13 protein-coding genes and 1 pseudogene are annotated in these 18,223 nt (G+C 41.7%); 10 read left to right on the forward strand and 4 right to left on the reverse strand.

Features of this window, described 5'->3' with window-relative positions; all coding sequences use genetic code 11:
* Positions 1-101 precede the first annotated feature (101 nt).
* Complete coding sequence (locus tag ACQ86H_RS08980) at positions 102-401, reverse strand: response regulator (RefSeq protein ID WP_431294559.1); 300 nt, start codon at positions 399-401, stop codon at positions 102-104.
* Positions 402-413: 12 nt separating this feature from the next.
* Entirely contained in the window at positions 414-1,847 is a 1,434-nt protein-coding gene (locus tag ACQ86H_RS08985; protein ID WP_431294560.1) for a sensor histidine kinase, read from the reverse strand.
* Between the two features lie 235 nt (positions 1,848-2,082).
* On the opposite strand from ACQ86H_RS08985, the gene ACQ86H_RS08990 reads away from it, so the two are divergent.
* The 7 genes from ACQ86H_RS08990 to ACQ86H_RS09020 all read left to right on the forward strand — a co-directional run bounded on the left by ACQ86H_RS08990 (position 2,083) and on the right by ACQ86H_RS09020 (position 12,291).
* Positions 2,083-3,492, forward strand: coding sequence for an alpha-L-fucosidase (locus ACQ86H_RS08990; RefSeq protein ID WP_431294561.1), 1,410 nt, complete (start codon positions 2,083-2,085; stop codon positions 3,490-3,492).
* 141 nt (positions 3,493-3,633) lie between these two features.
* Complete coding sequence (locus ACQ86H_RS08995) at positions 3,634-6,876, forward strand: SusC/RagA family TonB-linked outer membrane protein (RefSeq protein WP_431294562.1); 3,243 nt, start codon at positions 3,634-3,636, stop codon at positions 6,874-6,876.
* Positions 6,877-6,887: 11 nt separating this feature from the next.
* Positions 6,888-8,813, forward strand: a complete 1,926-nt coding sequence (locus ACQ86H_RS09000) for a RagB/SusD family nutrient uptake outer membrane protein (protein ID WP_431294563.1) — start codon at positions 6,888-6,890, stop codon at positions 8,811-8,813.
* A 10-nt stretch (positions 8,814-8,823) separates the two neighbouring features.
* Entirely contained in the window at positions 8,824-10,095 is a 1,272-nt protein-coding gene (locus tag ACQ86H_RS09005) for a DUF5000 domain-containing lipoprotein (RefSeq protein WP_431294564.1), read from the forward strand.
* 11 nt (positions 10,096-10,106) lie between these two features.
* Positions 10,107-11,315, forward strand: a complete 1,209-nt coding sequence (locus ACQ86H_RS09010; RefSeq protein WP_431294565.1) for a DUF4998 domain-containing protein — start codon at positions 10,107-10,109, stop codon at positions 11,313-11,315.
* 35 nt (positions 11,316-11,350) lie between these two features.
* Positions 11,351-11,758, forward strand: coding sequence for a hypothetical protein (locus ACQ86H_RS09015; RefSeq protein WP_431294566.1), 408 nt, complete (start codon positions 11,351-11,353; stop codon positions 11,756-11,758).
* A gap of 35 nt (positions 11,759-11,793) precedes the next feature.
* The gene (locus ACQ86H_RS09020; RefSeq protein WP_431294567.1) at positions 11,794-12,291 is read left to right on the forward strand and encodes a hypothetical protein; all 498 of its coding nucleotides are present in this window, start codon (positions 11,794-11,796) and stop codon (positions 12,289-12,291) included.
* A gap of 645 nt (positions 12,292-12,936) precedes the next feature.
* On the opposite strand, the gene ACQ86H_RS09025 is transcribed toward ACQ86H_RS09020, so the two are convergent.
* Positions 12,937-13,803 carry a 1-aminocyclopropane-1-carboxylate deaminase/D-cysteine desulfhydrase gene (locus ACQ86H_RS09025; protein ID WP_431294568.1) on the reverse strand — a complete coding sequence of 289 codons (867 nt, stop codon included), beginning with the start codon at positions 13,801-13,803 and terminating at the stop codon, positions 12,937-12,939.
* 65 nt (positions 13,804-13,868) lie between these two features.
* Positions 13,869-14,899 (reverse strand): annotated as a pseudogene (locus ACQ86H_RS09030) (DUF6588 family protein).
* 102 nt (positions 14,900-15,001) lie between these two features.
* On the opposite strand from ACQ86H_RS09030, the gene ACQ86H_RS09035 reads away from it, so the two are divergent.
* From ACQ86H_RS09035 to ACQ86H_RS09045, 3 genes are all read left to right on the forward strand, one after another.
* Positions 15,002-16,030 carry an RluA family pseudouridine synthase gene (locus ACQ86H_RS09035; protein WP_138817909.1) on the forward strand — a complete coding sequence of 343 codons (1,029 nt, stop codon included), beginning with the start codon at positions 15,002-15,004 and terminating at the stop codon, positions 16,028-16,030.
* A gap of 3 nt (positions 16,031-16,033) precedes the next feature.
* Positions 16,034-16,873, forward strand: coding sequence for an aminotransferase class IV (locus ACQ86H_RS09040; RefSeq protein WP_431294569.1), 840 nt, complete (start codon positions 16,034-16,036; stop codon positions 16,871-16,873).
* A gap of 130 nt (positions 16,874-17,003) precedes the next feature.
* Complete coding sequence (locus ACQ86H_RS09045; protein ID WP_431294570.1) at positions 17,004-17,750, forward strand: hypothetical protein; 747 nt, start codon at positions 17,004-17,006, stop codon at positions 17,748-17,750.
* Positions 17,751-18,223: the final 473 nt, after the last annotated feature.

The raw sequence follows: 18,223 nt of genomic DNA on the forward strand, positions 1-18,223 counted from the left end.
ATTTGGTACTGATTGTGCTTTAGCACTATTGGAAAACCTGTTAATGACATTTCCTATTCTCAGTACAAGTTCTTCAATTTCGAATGGCTTTGAGATATAATCTATCGCACCGATTTTGAGGCCGCGAAGCCGGTCTTGTTTTTCGTTATGTGCCGTAAGAAAGAAAAAGGCTGATCGGGATTGATCTTTATCATTTCTGAAGCCAAATCAAAACCATTCATGTCAGGCAGCTGTACATCTACAATCACGAGTTTATTTTCAAGCTGGTTTTTACCATAATAATCCAATGCTTCTATAGCGGTTTTAAACCATAATACACTAAAGCCCCTTAATTTCAGGTATTCTGAAATTACATTGCCCAGGTCTGTTTCATCTTCAATTATTACGATATCATAAAGCATAATTCTTTGGGATTAATGATTTACTCTGTTTGCTGTTTTCCTGGCAGGGATATGCACCAGAAATTCTGTTCCTTTGCCCAGAGCTGTTTTTACGCTGATTTGCCAGCCATGAATATCCAGACATTGTTTAACGTAATATAGTCCGAGGCCCAGGCCCGAAACGGTATTCTCTTTGCCTGCACGGAAAAACTTATCGAATATTTTTTCCTTCATGGCATCTTCAATTCCCTTTCCATTATCTTTAATATGGAGAATATAACCATCATTTTGAGAAGTGATAAAGATTACGGTCATTTTTACGTCGCTGTTGTTGTATTTAAAGGCATTATCCAGAATATTCTGAAGCATCGTGGTAAACACAAAAGGATCGATCATGATTAATATTTCCGAACCATGAGGATCGAAGGTAAGGCTATCGGGTGCCTGAAGTTTTATTTTATAATCGTTAACCAGGGTAAGCACTTCATAATTAAGATCCGTTTCCTCTAAATTGATGTTATTATTGATTTCGGAGATCTCCAGCATCTGGTTAATGTGGGAGTGAAGTCTTCTGGCCTGCCTTTCTACAATCTGCACCAGTGTTTTTACGCGCGTCCTGTCATTAAGTACTTCATCTTCATGGAGGCTTTTACTGGCCACCAATATGGTGGTAATCGGTGTGTTAAATTCGTGCTTTATGCTGTTCAGGAAATCGGATTTAACATCGGTTTCTTTTTTCTGCCGCATCCAGCTGATATAAGTATAATAATTAATGCCAACAATGATGACGATACACAAGGCTACCAGTGAAAACGTAGGTAACATCTGATACGCTACTTTTAAAGTACGACCCGGAGGATCGACAAAAAGGTTAAAGGTAACCCTATAATCGTAAACCAGTTTACCACTAACAGAGAGGTTGGTTACCCTGTTCTGGGTGTTTGGATCAGTTAATGTACCATCAATGATAATGCCGAACCGTGTTTTTTGGTCAGCTTTAAAATCGGTATTGGTTTGGTTGTCGAATATGGTGATATTCCCGATTTTGTTATCGAAGTTAATCTCTATCGACTGGAATGTAAGCAGGTATTGCAAGTTGCTGTCTAAACCGTTCCTTTTTACAATCGACCGGAAAACACTGTCCATGGTGCTTTGCTTTTGCAGGTCTTTTAACAGGGTATTGCTAACGCTTTGCGACAATTTAACAAATTCTTTCCTGTTGTTTAAATAAGCTTGTTTGAGCTTAGGCATATTCCTGGAGAGAATCGAATCGATGATCTTTCCACCGCCTTTGTAAACTTTATCTTCAGCTATACTGCGTCCATATTCATCGTTAATCAGCGTTTTTTCCTTTAAACTGTAATCCCTGTCTCTCAGTACATAAGAATTATAGGTTAACCTGAGCTGTACCAGAAGCAAAATCAGAAAACTGGCCAGCACTACTGATTTATATATACGATCTTTCATTTTATCCCTTAAAAATAGGCGTATTATTTCATAAATGCCATAACGTTAAGCTTTTGTTAGGCTTCTGTTACGTTTTCGTTCGACAAATTCTTTCGATATCGGGTGTAGCTTTGGATAATAATTTAGATGCTGCCTGTAAATCAGATTTCTATTGACCGATTGAAATTGATACATAAAACAAGCCGGTCCCATCTTTCAATTAACTAACACAAATACGTAAACCAAAAAAACAGAAATGACCTTTAAAAGGATTTTATCATTACTACTTATCGTTTCGGGAACGACATCTGTTTACCCGGCAATGGCCCAGCAAAAATCAACCAATAAACCCTTACCAGAGCTTCAGCAGGATTTTGTTGATCTGGGTCTGGGTATGTTTATCCATTACGGTATGCCTACTTTTATGTATCAGGACTGGTCTGATCCAGACGCCGATCTTTCTTTGTTTCAATCGCCAAAACTCGACGCTGATCAATGGGCAAAAGCCGCTAAATCTGCTAACATGACCTATGGCTGTCTGACCACCAAACACCATAGTGGGTTCCCGATCTGGGATACTAAAACGACAGCATATAATGTAATGAATACGCCGCTAAAACGCGATGTGGTAAAAGAATATGCTGATGCTTTCCGCAAAAACGGATTAAAGGTAATGCTATATTATTCTATATTAGATACCCATCACGGCATCCGCCCGAACCAGATTACACCAGTGAATGTTAAAATGATCAAAGATCAGATTACCGAACTGCTTACGAATTATGGTGAGATTACTGCCCTTATTATTGATGGATGGGATGCGCCATGGTCGAGGATTTCTTATGACCAGGTACCTTTTGAGGATATTTATTACCTGATTAAATCATTACAGCCAAACTGCCTGGTAATGGATTTAAATGCCGCGAAATATCCTACTCAGGCATTATTTTATACCGATATCAAATCTTACGAGCAAGGTGCCGGCCAGTTTATTTCTAAAGAAAACAACAAACTTCCGGCGCTTGCCTGCCTACCGCTTCAGGCCAACTGGTTCTGGAAAACATCATTCCCTACTACTCCCGTAAAAAATGTACCAGAGCTTGTGAATAAATTTATTATTCCATACAACGCTGCATATTGCAATTTTATTCTCAATGTAGCGCCAGGTAAAAACGGTTTAATAGATGATAACGCTTTAGCCGCACTTAAAGAAATGGGCCAGATTTATAAAAAACCTATAGATCTTCCACGTATTCCGGCCTACGCTGCACCGATCATTTCGAGTAACATTGCCAAGCATGTAAAAAGTAACAGCAGCTGGAGTGATGATATGAATATCATGGATTTTGCCAATGATGATGATTTTGGTTCAAGCTGGTCATCCAATCACACCGTAAAATCGCCATGGTATGAACTGAATTTTGAAAAGGCTGTTCCCTGTAATATGGTGGTGCTTACAGCGGGCAATAACAGAAAAGCTACCTACAGTTTACAGTACTATGCAAATGGTAAATGGAATGCTTTAGCTGCAAAAAATGAGGGAGAGAAAAAGGTAAATATTTTTAGGTTCGGGCGTATCTGGTGCGAAAAAATAAAGGTAACCATTACCGACTTCGACAGCTCACCTGCTATTGCTGAACTGGGGGTGTTTAACGAAAGAAAATAAAATGTGTTAGCCGGATCATTTTTGGCTTGGCTAATTTATTAACTGCCCTTGTTTGACAGATACAGATGGAAATTGACTACTCCAGGTGATACCTGCAAACATTTTTTGAAATAATCTAAACATAAAAACCAACCAAACTTTATGAACCAAAATTTTACTGCTAAGGTAAGGCATCTGCCTTATTTGGGAAACCTCTGGGTACTGTTCGCAGTATTCGGTGCCTGTTTGTTGCTCCTGGGCGGCCCCACTTTTGCACAACAGGGTGCAACAATTAAAATTACCGGAACTGTTAAAGATTCGCTCGGACTGGGAATTCCGGGGGTAAGTCTTCAGGTTAAAGGCCAGAGTGCTATGGGAACCATTACCGATGGCGATGGCAAGTTTTCGCTGAATGTAACAGCTAAATCTATAGTGGTGGTATCATCTGTGGGATTTAAACAGGTTACGTTTATTGCCGATCCATTAAGGCTAAAGGTAGATCTGGTACTGCATTCGGATGATAACAATCTCAAGGATGTAGTGGTTACTGCTTTCGGAAAGAAAGAGCGGAGAGAGGCCATGGTGGGATCTGTTACCAGCATTACACCTTCCAGGCTAAAAATTCCCTCCAGCAACCTAACCAATGCAATGGCCGGGCAGATTGCCGGCGTGGTGGCCTACCAGCGGAGTGGACAGCCAGGACTTGATAACTCTACATTTTTTATTCGTGGAGTAACCACATTCGGGTACAAACAAGACCCATTAATCCTGGTAGATAACGTAGAACTCACGCCAACTGATCTGGCCAGGCTGCAGGTAGATGATATCGCCAGCTTCTCCATCTTAAAGGATGCCAGTGCAACGGCTTTGTATGGGGCCAGGGGTGCCAATGGAGTAATTTTGGTAACCACCAAAGAAGGCGTGGAAGGTAATGCGAAGGTAAATGTTCGTTTTGAAAATTCCATTTCTCAGGCCACACAAAACCTTGAAATTGCCGATCCCATTACCTTTATGAAGATGTACAATGAGGCCCTGACCACAAGGAATCCTTTAGCGGTGCCCAGGTTTAGCCAGAACGATATTTATAACCGCGAGCAAACACTAAGCGGTGCTCCGGGAAGCAACAAATATGTGTATCCGGCGGTAAACTGGATTGATGAACTATTTAAAACCAGCACCAACAACCAACGCCTCAACGGAAGCGTGAGCGGAGGCGGGAAGATTGCACGGTACTACATCGGTACCTCTTATAACCGCGACAATGGGATACTGAAAGTAAGTCCGGTAAACAACTTTAACAATAACGTTAAACTCGAAAACTACCAGCTCCGTTCCAATGTCAACATTAATGTTACGCCTACCACAGAAGTGGTGCTTAGACTGTCGGGAACTTTTGATGAATACAACGGGCCGATTACCGATGACGGCTCTTTCTCTGCCGATTTGTATAAAAAGGCACTTCATACCAGCCCTGTACTATTTCCTGCATTTTACCCGTCCGATCCTTCACTAGGGATCGATACCCACATTCTATTTGGCAACAGTTCAACTGAAGGAACAGGAAATACAATTGGTTTTTCCAATCCTTATGCAGATATGATGAAGGGATATAAATCTTTCTCGAGATCAAGAATGTCGGCACAACTTGAGCTAAACCAGGACCTTAATTTCCTGACTAAGGGGCTGACTTTTAAAGGCATGTTTAATACCAACAGGTATTCCTATTTCGACCTCACCAGGCAATATTCTCCATTTTTTTACAATGTAGCGTCCTATGATAGGATCAGCAATCAATATACCCTCAACTGGATCAATAACCAGCCCGGACAGGCCTCAGAGTATCTGAGCTTCGAACCAGGGTTTAAAGACATTAATACATTCGTGTACATGCAGGCCGTTGTAGATTATTCTAGGCAGTTTGGCAGTAAACACAACATCAGCAGTACATTGATCGCCACAAGGCAACAGCGTTTATATGCCAATGCAATCGATCCAGCTACCGGACAGTCGAGTCTTCAGTATTCGCTTCCCTACCGGAATGTTGGCTTGTCGGGAAGGTTGGGTTATGGTTATGATAACCGTTATTTTGCTGAGTTTAACTTTGGTTATAACGGATCGGAGCGTTTTGCTGAAAAGAACAGGTTTGGTTTCTTTCCAACCATAGGTGGATCTTGGGTAATTTCCAATGAATCATTTTGGAACGGCAGCTTAAAAGGCGCTGTTAATAAGCTTAAACTGCGCGCAAGCTACGGCCTTGTTGGTAACGATGCCATTGGTGCGCAGCGTTTCTTCTATCTGTCGAACGTAAACCTGAATGGCGGTAACCCGGCCTATTTTGGGCAGACCAACGGTGTTTCCAGGCCGGGGGTAAGCATTACCAATTATGCCAATGATGCCGTTACCTGGGAAACTTCCAGGCAAACCAATATTGGGCTCGAGATCAGTCTTTTTAAAAGCCTGAATATTATTGCCGAAGTATACAAACAGCACCGTTACAATATTTTGATGGAGCGTGCCTCTATCCCTTCCAGTATGGGGTTAGAATCGAGTGTGAGCGCAAACCTTGGAACTGCTGATTCGAGAGGGATAGATTTTTCTGCCGATTATAGTAAAACCTTCAGGGGCGGATTTTGGATGTCGGGAAGGATGAACTTTACCTTTTCGCAAAATAAATACGGACAATACGAACAGCCCGCCTATAAAGAACCATGGCGGATACTCTCCGGACAGAAAATTGGTGTAAGATGGGGCTACATTGCCGAGCGTCTTTTTGTTGATGACCAGGAAGCAGCAGCTTCGCCAACACAACTTTTTGGCGCCGGAGCTTCTGCGCCTAAAGGCGGAGATATTAAATATGCCGATGTAAACAATGATGGAAAAATTACCGAAGCCGATCAGGTTTTTATCGGCTTGCCTTCCACGCCTGAAATTGTTTATGGTGCAGGTTTGTCAATGGGATTCAAAAAAATCGATCTTTCTCTTTTCTTTCAGGGGGTAGGCCGCACGAGTTTCTTTATCGATCCGTCGCAGGTTAGTCCGTTCCTATCCAACAGGCAAGTGCTTCAGCCTTTCGCCGATAGCCATTGGACAGAAGAAAATCAGGATTTATATGCCAAATATCCACGTTTGGGAACCACTTCTTCTGAGATCAGCAACAATCTCCAAACCAGTTCCTGGTGGATGCGGGATGGTGCTTTCATCAGGTTGAAGTCGATAGAAATCGGTTATACTTTTCCTGATAAGTTATCGAAAAAGGCATTTCTGTCTAACTGCAGGATCTATTTCAATGCTTTAAATCCGCTTACCTGGAGCAGGTTCAAGGACTGGGATCCGGAGTTGGCCTCAAATGGCTTCAGCTACCCGATCCAGAAAGTGTATAACATCGGAATAAACGTAAATCTATAAAGCAGCTAATAATGAAACCCAACTTTAAACTCCTCATACTTCTTGCGGTGATTTCGGGGATGACCCTTTCCTGCAAGAAATACCTGGATGTAACGCCAGACAATGTGGCCACAATCGATTATGCTTTCAGAAACAGAAACGAGGCCGAAAACTATCTTTTTGCCTGTTATTCTACAATACAGAATATGGGGCCATCCAATAAAGATGGTGCTTTTACCACTTCAGGGGAAATTTATTTTCCCAATACTTTAACAGAAGCAACGCTTGGCAGCAGGGACGCTGAGCAGGGCTTCCATCTCATCAGGGGGGTACAGAGCACTGATAATCCCTCACTAAATTATTGGGATGGCGAACAGCTTGGTCAGCCTATTTTTAAGGCCATCAGAAGGTGTAATATTTTCCTCGAAAATATCGATCGGCCAAAAGATCTGGCTCAATTCGAACGCAACCGCTGGATTGCAGAGGTGAAGTTCCTTAAGGCTTATTACCATTTTTACCTGTTAAGAATGTACGGCCCAATTCCCCTGATTAAACAGAATCTGCCAATCGATGCCGGCACAGATGAGGTAAGGACAAAACGCGAACCTGTAGATGTTGCATTTGCCTATATTGTATCCTTATTGGATGAGGCTACCCCTGATCTTCCACTTACCATCCAGGATCCTGCACGTAGCCTGGGCCGAATTACGCAGAATATTGCCTTATCGGTTAAGGCAGAAGTGCTGACCACGCAGGCTAGTCCGTTTTTTAACGGAAATCCTGATTATACTGGTTTTAAGGATAAAGACGGTGTTAATCTGTTCCCCACCGCTTTTAGTGCAGAAAAATGGAACAAAGCAATGCTGGCTTGCCAGGCAGCTGTAAAATCTTGTGAAGAAAGCAACCTTTCGCTTTATCATTTTACTTCTCCTGGCAATCTTCCAACCATACCTGCGACTTTAAAAACCGTGATGGACATCAGACAGAGCATTACCGAGAACTGGGAAAAAAATCCTGAAGTGATCTGGGCACTCAACACCCAATTTGATTTCCAATCAATGGCTATGCCGAGGCTTACCAATGCCATGGTGCAGAATATGGATGGTGCAAGGGGCAACTTTGCCGTACCCATCGGAATGGCCGAGCTGTTTTATTCTAAAAATGGCGTTCCCATGGCTGAAGATGCAGGATACGATTATAGAGGACGTTATGCCGTTGCTGCGGCAGGAACCGACAGTAAATACTATTTAAAAAGTGGTTACCAGACCATAAAAATGCACATGGACCGGGAACCCCGCTTTTATGCTGATTTATCATTTGATGGAAGCTGCTTTTTTGGCAACGGCCAAACCGATCCTGAAAATATGTTATATGTGCAGGCCCGTGGCGCAAATTCAATTGCCGGTCCGAAAGATAATATCAGGGTTAACGTATCAGGCTATTGGCCAAGCAAACTGGTAAACTATCAATCGGTTTTTGGTACAGAGGTTGCCCAGGCAGGTTTCAGAATACCGCTGATCAGGCTGGCAGGACTTTATTTGCTTTATGCCGAAACACTGAATGAAGTAAATGGTCCTACGCCAGATGTTTATACCTATATCGATAAAGTACGCGCACGCGCAGGATTAAAAGGTGTTAAAGAATCCTGGGCGTCATATTCAACCAATCCTGGTAAAGCCACCAGTAAAGATGGCTTAAGAGCAATCATCCAGCAGGAACGCCGCATTGAACTTTGCTTCGAAGGAAGGATAGGATGGGATTTAAGGCGCTGGAAAGTAATGCAGGATGTGCTGAGCAAACCAATCCAGGGTTGGAACATTCAGGATACTACACCCGAAGGTTATTACCGCCAGCGCAACCTGGTGATTCCGGTATTTGGCCTGAAAGATTATTTATGGCCACTTAAATACAACGACCTGATCGTGAATCCAAACCTGGTTCAAAATCCTTATTGGTAAAATTAAATAGATGATGATGAAAATTAGATCAAAAATATATAACAGGTTCTGCAGTTTGCAGTTTCTTGTGCTGTTACTCCTGGCCTGCTCGTTTTATTCCTGTAAAGAAAGTGAAGGATTTAATGAGGTGGTATCGAAAGATATGACCAAACCCGGTGCACTTACCGGGATAAAGGTAGAAAACACGGCTGGTGCCGCGGTAATTTCTTATGTGTTGCCCAATTCCGAAAACCTGCTCTATGTTCAGGCAGAATACCGGATCAATTCGCGCACAGTAAGGCAGAGTAAATCTTCTTATTATAGCGATACGATCAGGGTAGATGGCTTTGAAAAAAGCATGGATTACGATGTTACCCTGTATGCCGTTTCGCGTGCAAACGTCAAAAGTGATCCTGTACAGGTGCGTGTACACCCGGCAACGCCTTCTTACCTGGCCGTAAATACTACGGTTCAGATGCAGGCCGATTTTGGTGGAGTGAATGTAACAGCCAGCAATCCTTCTAAAAAACCGATCGGAGTAATTGTGATTTCGAATGATAAAACCACAGGGAAAATGCTGCCGGTTGAACAGTTTTATACCGAAGCCGAAAACATTAATTTCAGTGTACGGGGATTCGATACCTTAAAAAGAGATTTCGGGGTATATGTTACCGATAGGTGGGGGAATATATCCGACACCTTATATAAATCAATCAGTCCCATTTTTGAGATTATGGTGCCCAAAGCGCAGTTTAGTGAGTATAGGTTAGCTTCCGATTCTCCGCTCGGCGCAGTTTCGCTGGGATGGAACACCACAAGGCTTTGGGACAATAATACCTCAGATCCGGGATGGCATACGGAACCCGGTTATGGTAAGCCACTGCAGATCTGCACCTTCGATATGGGTGTGCTCACCAAGCTCAGCCGTTATAAGATCTGGGAAAGGGGAGAAGCCTATGGAAACGATTATTCTTATAACCACGGTAATCCTAAAGCCTGGACACTCTGGGGATCAGCCAAAACTGCACCGGCAGATGTCGAATTGCCTGTAACATCGGCAAAAGGTACCGTGGTTGGCGACTGGATTAACCTGGGCAATTTCATCTGTCCGCCACCGCCATCGGGCAATGCTCCGGGGCAGACTACTCCATTGGATCTCGCCGCGGTTAAAGCCGGATTTGAATTTAACATTGGCCTTGATATTCCGAAGGTGAGGTTTATCAGGCTGGCCGTAAGCGCTACCTGGGGAAATGGAGATTTTGCCCACGTGACGGAATTATCATTTTGGGGTAACACCAATTAAAATTTATACAGATGACAACTAAACATATCAATAGCATTTTAATGGTTTTTATGATCATTGCAGTGTTTTGTGGCTGTAGTAAGGATGCCCTTGATTACAGAAAATATCTCGATGGAAAAGAACGGATATATCCCGGCTTCCCGGGTAAGGTTGCGGCAGCACCAGGCAACTATAGGGTAAAACTGAACTGGAAGGCCAGTCCCGATCCGAGTGTAACCCGTTACAAGATATTCTGGAATAATTCAGCAGATTCACTGGAAATGGTGGCGCCCGACCGGGCCATTACTGATGTATCGGTAATCATTTCTAAACTTGTAGAGTATAATTATTCCTTTACTATTTATTCTTACGATAAGGCTGGAAATAAATCCGTCCCGGTTCAGATCAGCAACGTAAAGGTTTATGGTGATAGCTACAAATCGAGTCTCACCAACAGATTCCTGGTTTCTGCTGATCCTTATCAGCTGGACGACAGCGGCATCACGCTCAACTTTGAAAAACCTGATACCATTAACATTGCGACCGAAATACGCTATACTTATAAAGATGGTACCATTCATAAAAGCTCGCTAAGTCCTGATCAAAATTCGATCAGGCTTGCCGACTATAAAACCGGAACGAAGATATATTTCAGGTCGGCATACGTGCCCGTAAAATCGGCGATTGATACCTTTTATACGGCAGATTACGACTCTTTGAGCAATATTATGGTACCCGTTGATAAATCGTTATTCCGCCCGCTTAAACTGGCCAATGATGTAGGTACTTATTCGGGTGAAACTTCTTTGTCTAAACTCTGGAATGGCAACAAGGCCCCAACCGGATATCCGGACATTTTCCATAGCGATGATGAGTCACCACTTCCACATCACTTCACTTTTGATATGGGGAAAGCGATAGCCAATCTTGCCCAATTCGAAATCATCGGGCGCGACTGTTGTAATAATCCTACCAAATTTGAAATCTGGGGAATAGCCGACCTTACCGGTGCAGAAACGCAGTCGCCAGGCAATTCAGCGGGGTGGACAGCAGAATCGAAAGGAAGAGGATGGACGCTGATTAAAACGGTGGAGCGTTCGGATGATGGATCGGCACCATTTAAAGTTGCCCTACCTGATGGCCTGCCAGCAATGCGGTATATCCGGATTCGGGTAATTGAAGTGGCCAGTGGCGATGCCTATTACAGCAATATTAGTGAAATATCCTTCTGGAATAAATAGGGATCTCTTCTGTATAACGGAGGATTAATACAATTATGAATAATACTAAAGCAATCATTTATTTACTAGTCCCAATTTTTTTATTGGGACTGGTTTTAAAATCCAAAGCCCAGGCTAAGGGTCAGTCTGATAAAACGATAATCACCCCTGATTCTATATGGAAAGAGCACTGGTTTGAACATCAGGAAGAACTGAAACTGATAGAAAGCAATTCAAACGTGGCTGTTTTTTATGATAAAAATATGTCGTCCAATATTAAATGGCCTATCGCCGTAATGGCAGATTGCTGGGCCTATGTTAAACGTAACTATGGTGATTTCGGACCGGATCCAAAACTGTATGTCATCCTGCACCGCGCGATGGGTAAGGATTATGGAGGCGGGCATCCGTCACCTTTTTTGATGCGAGCCATGATTACCGGAACGTTATCGATTGTGGTTTAGCGCAATGGGACAATCCTGTCGGAGAACAGATTGGCATGCCTGTACATGAGATGGGACATATCGTAACCAGTGCCAGTCATGGCACAAAAGGCTCGCCCTCCGATGTACTTTGGGGCGACAATAAGTTTATGGAGATTTTCAATTATGATGTACTCAAAAACATAGGAATGGCCAACGAAGCCCATAAAGTATTTACACAAATGCAGACCCAGTACGATGACTTTCCGAGACCGGGAACGCAGTGGTTCAAAAACTGGTTTTTCCCTATTTATAGTAAATATGGTGAAGGAAAGGTACTCAACAGATATTTTGAACTTCTCGCATTAAACTTTCCAAAAGACAAAAAAGGACGCTTCAAAAGAGATCTGAATTTTGGAGAGTTTATTCATTTCTGGAGCGGCGCAACAGGGATAAATCTGGAAGATGTTGCACAAAAGGCTTTCGGCTGGCCAATTGAGTACGATCTTCAGTTTAAAAAAGCACAGAAAGATTTTCCAAAGCTGAACTATAAAACTGAAAGTAGCAGTAGATAATTGCGCACTACCATTTAAAATATTCCATCAGATGGCTTTGTGAAGTCAGGGCTTTAAACAAGTCCGGGAAGGATAAAATATCCGGTGAGGACCGGTCATAATTCAGCCGTAACAAGATTTGATTCTTTTTACACGCTGATTTTAGTTTGGTGAAACATAGGTTGTGGTGGATTCCCAACCTATGTTTATTTCTATATCTAATAGCCTTATTGACTGATATATCCGGATAGCTGTATGGGTAAAAGAGCTATACTTTACAACTAACACTAAATCAACGGAAAATTTAGAGATCTTATAAGAGGCTGTCTCATAATTGTAATTCAATCGAATTTGTCACGTTGAGCTCAGCCTGTACTGAGCTTGACGAAGTATCGAAACGCCTTGTATGGCATTTAAAGCAGGTCCTTCGACAAGCTTCCGTTGACAGGATTTATTAGCACGGCGTCATTCCCGCGCAGGCGGGAATCTTAAAGCTCTTGCGTTACGATTCCCAATCGAGTTGGGAATGACGATCTCGCGCAGCCTACCATTTGCCAAAAAGATCTGTCATTCATATTGATTTTTATACAATAAATTATCCCTCAGGATGACAATTCTACATTGATGAGACAACCTCTTTATGTTTACAGATTAACATTTACTTGTTTAAAACTTATCCTTCATGCCAAAAAGGCCCATCAATCCCCCGGTATGGATGGCAAGGATTTTTTCATCCTTACCGATAATTCCTCGTTTCTGTAAATCGACAATGGCATAAAACATCTTTGCCGTGTAAACAGGATCTAAGAGTAGTCCGGTTTGGGCAGTAAAAGTTTTAATAAAATTGATCAATTCGGGGTTAGTTTTAGCATAGCCGCCAAAGTGATAATCCAGGTGGAGATTTAAATGATCAGAAAGAGGCGTATGTTGCACAATTTCATCCTCAATAAAACCGCCTTTTAGCACGGGGATAACGTGGAGTTTCGTGTTTAATTGATGTTGCTGAATTCCTTTCAATAAACCTGCAGCTGTGGTTCCCGTTCCGGCAGCACAGAAAATATGATCGTAAGTTTCGGTTAACTCACCGATGATTTCTGCACAGCCTATGGTAGCTTCAGGCGAAGCACCACCTTCATCAATAAAATAGCTTTGTTCATCGTCAGCAAAATGCTGTTTAAACAATTTTTGTTTGTCGCGATAACTTTCGCGATCAACAAAAATGAGTTCCATGCCAAATAAACCGCACAATAATAACATCTCGTTTTTTACTTTTTCTCCACGTACAAAAGCGGTTGATTTAAGTGCCGAACGCGATGCAGCAGCGGCTGTAGCTACCAGGTGATTGGAATAAGCCCCTCCAAAGGTAACCAAATGTGTTCTTTTTTCCTCCGCAGCCTTTGCTAAAATGTATTTAAGTTTGCGCCATTTATTACCCGAAATATAGGGGTCAATCAGATCATCACGCTTTACAGAAAGATGGTTAAAAGGAGTAAATGTTATTTTTTGTACCGGGCTATATATTTCTTCGAACACGCGTAAAAATAAAAAACACCTGAATATTTCAGGTGTTTTTAAACAAAATTATAGCTGATCGTTCATTATTTACCAATACCGAAACCAAAACCTGCATTAACCATGCTGTATTTCGCCTGTGTATACGAACCATAAAACTTAAAGAAACCAAATTTCAGCTGAAAGCCTAAACTTGCCCTCACACCATCAATATCGGTCTGTTTAACCGAAATTGGGTCAACATAAGTTGCTGAAGTAGTTGCACTGGTAGCAAAACGATAAGTGCCCAATGCTTTCAAATTAGTATTAGAAGTTTGGTAGCCTACACTGGCAAATGGAGTAAAAAACAATATTTTTTAGAAACAATAGCATCAAAATTTACACCGTTAAATTTGGCGTCGATACGTTGATCTGAATTTCCAGTATTATCGATATCCAGATCTAGATTATATTTATATTGGGTAAAACCACCTGCTATCGCAATATCTACCGGAACCAGTTTCTCCGTTGTTGATCCCATAAACAAAGGTAAAAGTTCAACTTTTGCACCAAAACCGATCATTGATAAACTTCCTAAGTCGCTACCTAATTTTATTTTAGGCATGGCCCTTAAAGTAACATCGATATTTTTTGGCAAACCCAGCATAGCCTGTATCTGTGCCGAAGGTACTATATGGAAACCCACGCCCTGTGGCAGGTTGAAAAATTTGCCTGTAGGGATACCGTTGCTGGTGTACACTTCCATTTTACCCCCTTCGCGATCATCTCCAAAAGCAGTAGGGCCTGTTGAGGAAGCACCAGGAGCAGGTTTAATATTGCTTAAACCCAATGTATTTACATCGTAACTTCTGGCCGATTGAGGAACAAAAGCCCCGGAGGCCGAAAGCCTCACATCGAATTTTAAAAAACCTTTTGATTGGGCAGTGTTCGACCATCCATCCGTTAAGCCCAGGCCTAAACCTTTGTATAAAGGATCGAAATAGGCATTAACCAATTTGGTTGCATCGGCCGGTCCGCCTACAAACAAGCCTCCAACATCTTGTTGAGCACTTGCTTTTTGAGCCATTCCCAATAAAAATATGGCACATAACATCTTTAAAGCGCAACATTTTTTCATATAAATGATTTAGGATGATTTAATTATATTAAAGATAAGATTGTTTTTCCTAAAACTACAATCATTAAAAAATTCTTGAAGTTAAAAGTTTATTTTTGCCCCATGGAAAATGTGGTCGAATTGCAGGAGTCAGAAGAGCAGGAATTATATGAACATTTAAAAATTATTGTCGATAAGGGGCAGTCTTTGCTACGTATCGATAAATTTTTGATGGTGCGCGTAGAAAATGCTTCCCGAAACCGCATTCAGAATGCAATTGATGCAGGCAACGTACTGGTTAACCAGAAACAGATAAAAGCGAGTTATAAGGTTAAACCTTATGATGAAATATCTATTGTTTTACCGCATCCACCGCGTGATACCGAAGTTTATCCCGAAGATTTACCATTGGATATCATTTACGAGGATAGCGATCTTTTGGTTGTAAATAAAGCTGCCGGTATGGTTGTACACCCGGGTTTTAATAACTATACCGGAACTTTGGTTAATGCTTTGGCATTCCATTTTGAGCAACTGCCTCAACTGCCAGGCAATGATGGCCGTCCGGGCCTGGTACACCGGATTGATAAGGATACCTCGGGTTTATTGCTGATCAGTAAAAATGAAAAGTCGATTACACACCTTGCGCGTCAGTTTTTTGATCACAGTATTACCCGTAAATATATTGCATTGGTTTGGGGCGATATCGAAAACGATGGAACGGTAACCGGTTACATTGGCAGAAGTGTGAAAGATCGTCGGGTGATGGATATTTACGATGATGAAGAAAAAGGAAAATGGTCTGTAACGCATTATAAAGTGCTAAAGCGTTTAGGGTATGTTACTTTAATCAGTTGTGAGCTCGAAACCGGCCGCACACACCAGATCAGGGCACACATGCAGCACATTGGTCATCCGCTTTTTAACGATGCAATGTATGGTGGCGATAAGATTTTAAAAGGCACAACGTTTAATAAGTACAAACAGTTTGTGGATAACTGTTTCGAATTGTTGCCACGTCAGGCTTTACATGCGCAGAGTTTAGGTTTCATTCATCCCACCACAAAAGAATATATGTACTTCGAATCGCCATTGCCACCCGATTTTAAAGCTGGCTTAAACAAATGGGAAAATTATATTGCTACATCATAAAATATGCTTCAGGAGTACCTCTTATTTAATGATGAATTTCAGGCGGTAGATGACCCGATTTTAACAGCTTCGAACAGAAGTTTCAAATTTGGCGATGGATTGTTCGAAAGCATGCGAATGATTAATAATAAGTTGCAATTTGCCGATTTACATGCCGATAGATTAACAGCTGGCATGAAAGCGCTTAAAATTGATGGTCATGCTTTAATGGATGATTATTTTCTGCGTCAAAAAACCGCCGATCTGACAAAGCGCAACAAATGGAACGGTAACGTCCGTTTCCGCCTTTCTGTTTACAGAGGAGGAGCTGGGGTTTATACGCCCGAAATAAATAAAGCAGGTTATATTTTGGAGGGTATTCCTTTAAAAACATCTATATATGAGTTAAACAGTAAAGGTTTGATCATAGATGTTTTTGATGAAATGACTAAACCAGTTAATAAACTCTCGAATTTTAAAACTGCCAATGCCCTGCTTTATGTTATGGCCGGACTTTTTAAAAGTCAAAACCGCCTGGATGAGGCCATGATCCTGAACCAATATGGCTTTCTTTGCGAAAGCATCAGTGCCAATGTTTTTGTCGTATACCGCAAACAGATTTATACGCCCTCACTTGCTGAAGGTTGCATAAGCGGTGTAATGCGTACAGCTATCATGCAGTTGTGCAAAATGAACGATATGCCTTTAATTGAGGCACAAATCAACCCCGAAATATTAAAAGAAGCCGAAGAAGTTTTTATCACTAATGCTACACAAGGCATACAATGGGTAATGGGCTATGGCAGGAAACGTTATTTTAATGAGGTATCGAAGTTTTTGATTGAGAAATTAAACGCTTTGTAATCACTATCCTAAATTTACTCAGGAGGCAAATTTCTTTTGCTTCGGCGATGTTACATTTTATTTCTATCGGTTTGTGTTCACCTGAACTGTATTTTTAGTATTATTGGTCACACACACAAATTTAACCGAAATGAAAAAATTACTCATTCTCGTAATGGCTTGCTATGGCCTGAACGCCCGTTCACAGCAGTTGAACGAATCCAGAAACTTTCTGTACTTCTATTCAGATTCTACAGTTTATGCACAAAAGATCAGGTTACGACCCGATTTAACCGGTGGATGGTCACTTCGGGCCGATTCAAGGCGGATACCGGTGTCACAGGTCAAATTTTTTAACAATCAGGATGGCTTCTTTGCCAACACCCGCAAACTCAGCCTTTTGGGAGAGGCCTCTTTTGCTGAGCGGATTATTGAAGGTAAGCTCAATCTTTATCAGGAAGTCATTTACGATGACGTTCTTATGGAAGGTGAATACTATGGATTTAGAGATTACAGGCGGCAGGCAGTAAACAACCGGATGTTTATTAACAAGGGCTATTCCGATATAAAAAGGGTAAATTATCGTAATTTAAACGAAGCCATGGCTGATAATCCGAAAAGTTTAGCGCTGCTAAGGCGATATAAGAATACTAAAATTACAGGCATTGCCATGTATGTGGCAGCAGGAGCTGCAATTATTGCCAGTGGGGTTACACTGATGTCAGAAGGTAAACAAGTAGGTACCACATTCGGTGGTATGCCAAAATACGCAGACCGTAGTTATACGGGCAGTTTTGTTTTGTTAGGTTTGGGTGCCGGCTTAAGTCTGGGAGGATTTCTGGTAGGCGAATCTGGTAAAAAGAATATAGAAAGGGCTATCGATAATTATAACCGGTAGTAAAAAATCGTCATCTCGACCGGAGCAGCGCGAAGTGGAGAAATCTATCAAAACAGATTTTGCTTCGCAGAGCCTTCGGGTTCCCGACTTCGTCGTACTCCGCTCGAAATGATGGCAAATCGAGGTGTTTTTAAGCAGATTAATTCATATTGTTTACGAAAAAATTATCCCTCAGGATGACTTCTATATTAATGATACAGCCTTGTTCAGTGATACTAATTTTCAATTAATCGAATTGTTATAGTTTTTTGCCTTGCAACTGATAGCTTGAACGATTATATCTGACCATTTATCATGGCGTATCCGTTATTGCTTTCTATTCAGTAACGCGTCATGCTGATCCGGTAGCTATCGGATTTAGTTCAGCATCCATGATGGTTTAAAAGCAGCCCAATTTTTTGGAAAGCAAAGCTTGTAGTGCTTCGGCTCCGCTAGTCCCGCCCTTTGCTTAATCCCGATAAAATTTACTTCAC

Source organism: Pedobacter sp. P26, from assembly GCF_050632135.1.
GTDB lineage: Bacteria > Bacteroidota > Bacteroidia > Sphingobacteriales > Sphingobacteriaceae > Pedobacter.

Bases quoted from the DNA above. Each gene is read 5' to 3' on its own strand.
- ACQ86H_RS08980 (WP_431294559.1), bottom strand. From the start codon at position 401: ATGCTTTATGATATCGTAATAATTGAAGATGAAACAGACCTGGGCAAT.
- ACQ86H_RS08985 (WP_431294560.1), bottom strand. From the start codon at position 1,847: ATGAAAGATCGTATATATAAATCAGTAGTGCTGGCCAGTTTTCTGATT.
- ACQ86H_RS08990 (WP_431294561.1), top strand. From the start codon at position 2,083: ATGACCTTTAAAAGGATTTTATCATTACTACTTATCGTTTCGGGAACG.
- ACQ86H_RS08995 (WP_431294562.1), top strand. From the start codon at position 3,634: ATGAACCAAAATTTTACTGCTAAGGTAAGGCATCTGCCTTATTTGGGA.
- ACQ86H_RS09000 (WP_431294563.1), top strand. From the start codon at position 6,888: ATGAAACCCAACTTTAAACTCCTCATACTTCTTGCGGTGATTTCGGGG.
- ACQ86H_RS09005 (WP_431294564.1), top strand. From the start codon at position 8,824: ATGATGATGAAAATTAGATCAAAAATATATAACAGGTTCTGCAGTTTG.
- ACQ86H_RS09010 (WP_431294565.1), top strand. From the start codon at position 10,107: ATGACAACTAAACATATCAATAGCATTTTAATGGTTTTTATGATCATT.
- ACQ86H_RS09015 (WP_431294566.1), top strand. From the start codon at position 11,351: ATGAATAATACTAAAGCAATCATTTATTTACTAGTCCCAATTTTTTTA.
- ACQ86H_RS09020 (WP_431294567.1), top strand. From the start codon at position 11,794: ATGCCTGTACATGAGATGGGACATATCGTAACCAGTGCCAGTCATGGC.
- ACQ86H_RS09035 (WP_138817909.1), top strand. From the start codon at position 15,002: ATGGAAAATGTGGTCGAATTGCAGGAGTCAGAAGAGCAGGAATTATAT.
- ACQ86H_RS09040 (WP_431294569.1), top strand. From the start codon at position 16,034: ATGCTTCAGGAGTACCTCTTATTTAATGATGAATTTCAGGCGGTAGAT.
- ACQ86H_RS09045 (WP_431294570.1), top strand. From the start codon at position 17,004: ATGAAAAAATTACTCATTCTCGTAATGGCTTGCTATGGCCTGAACGCC.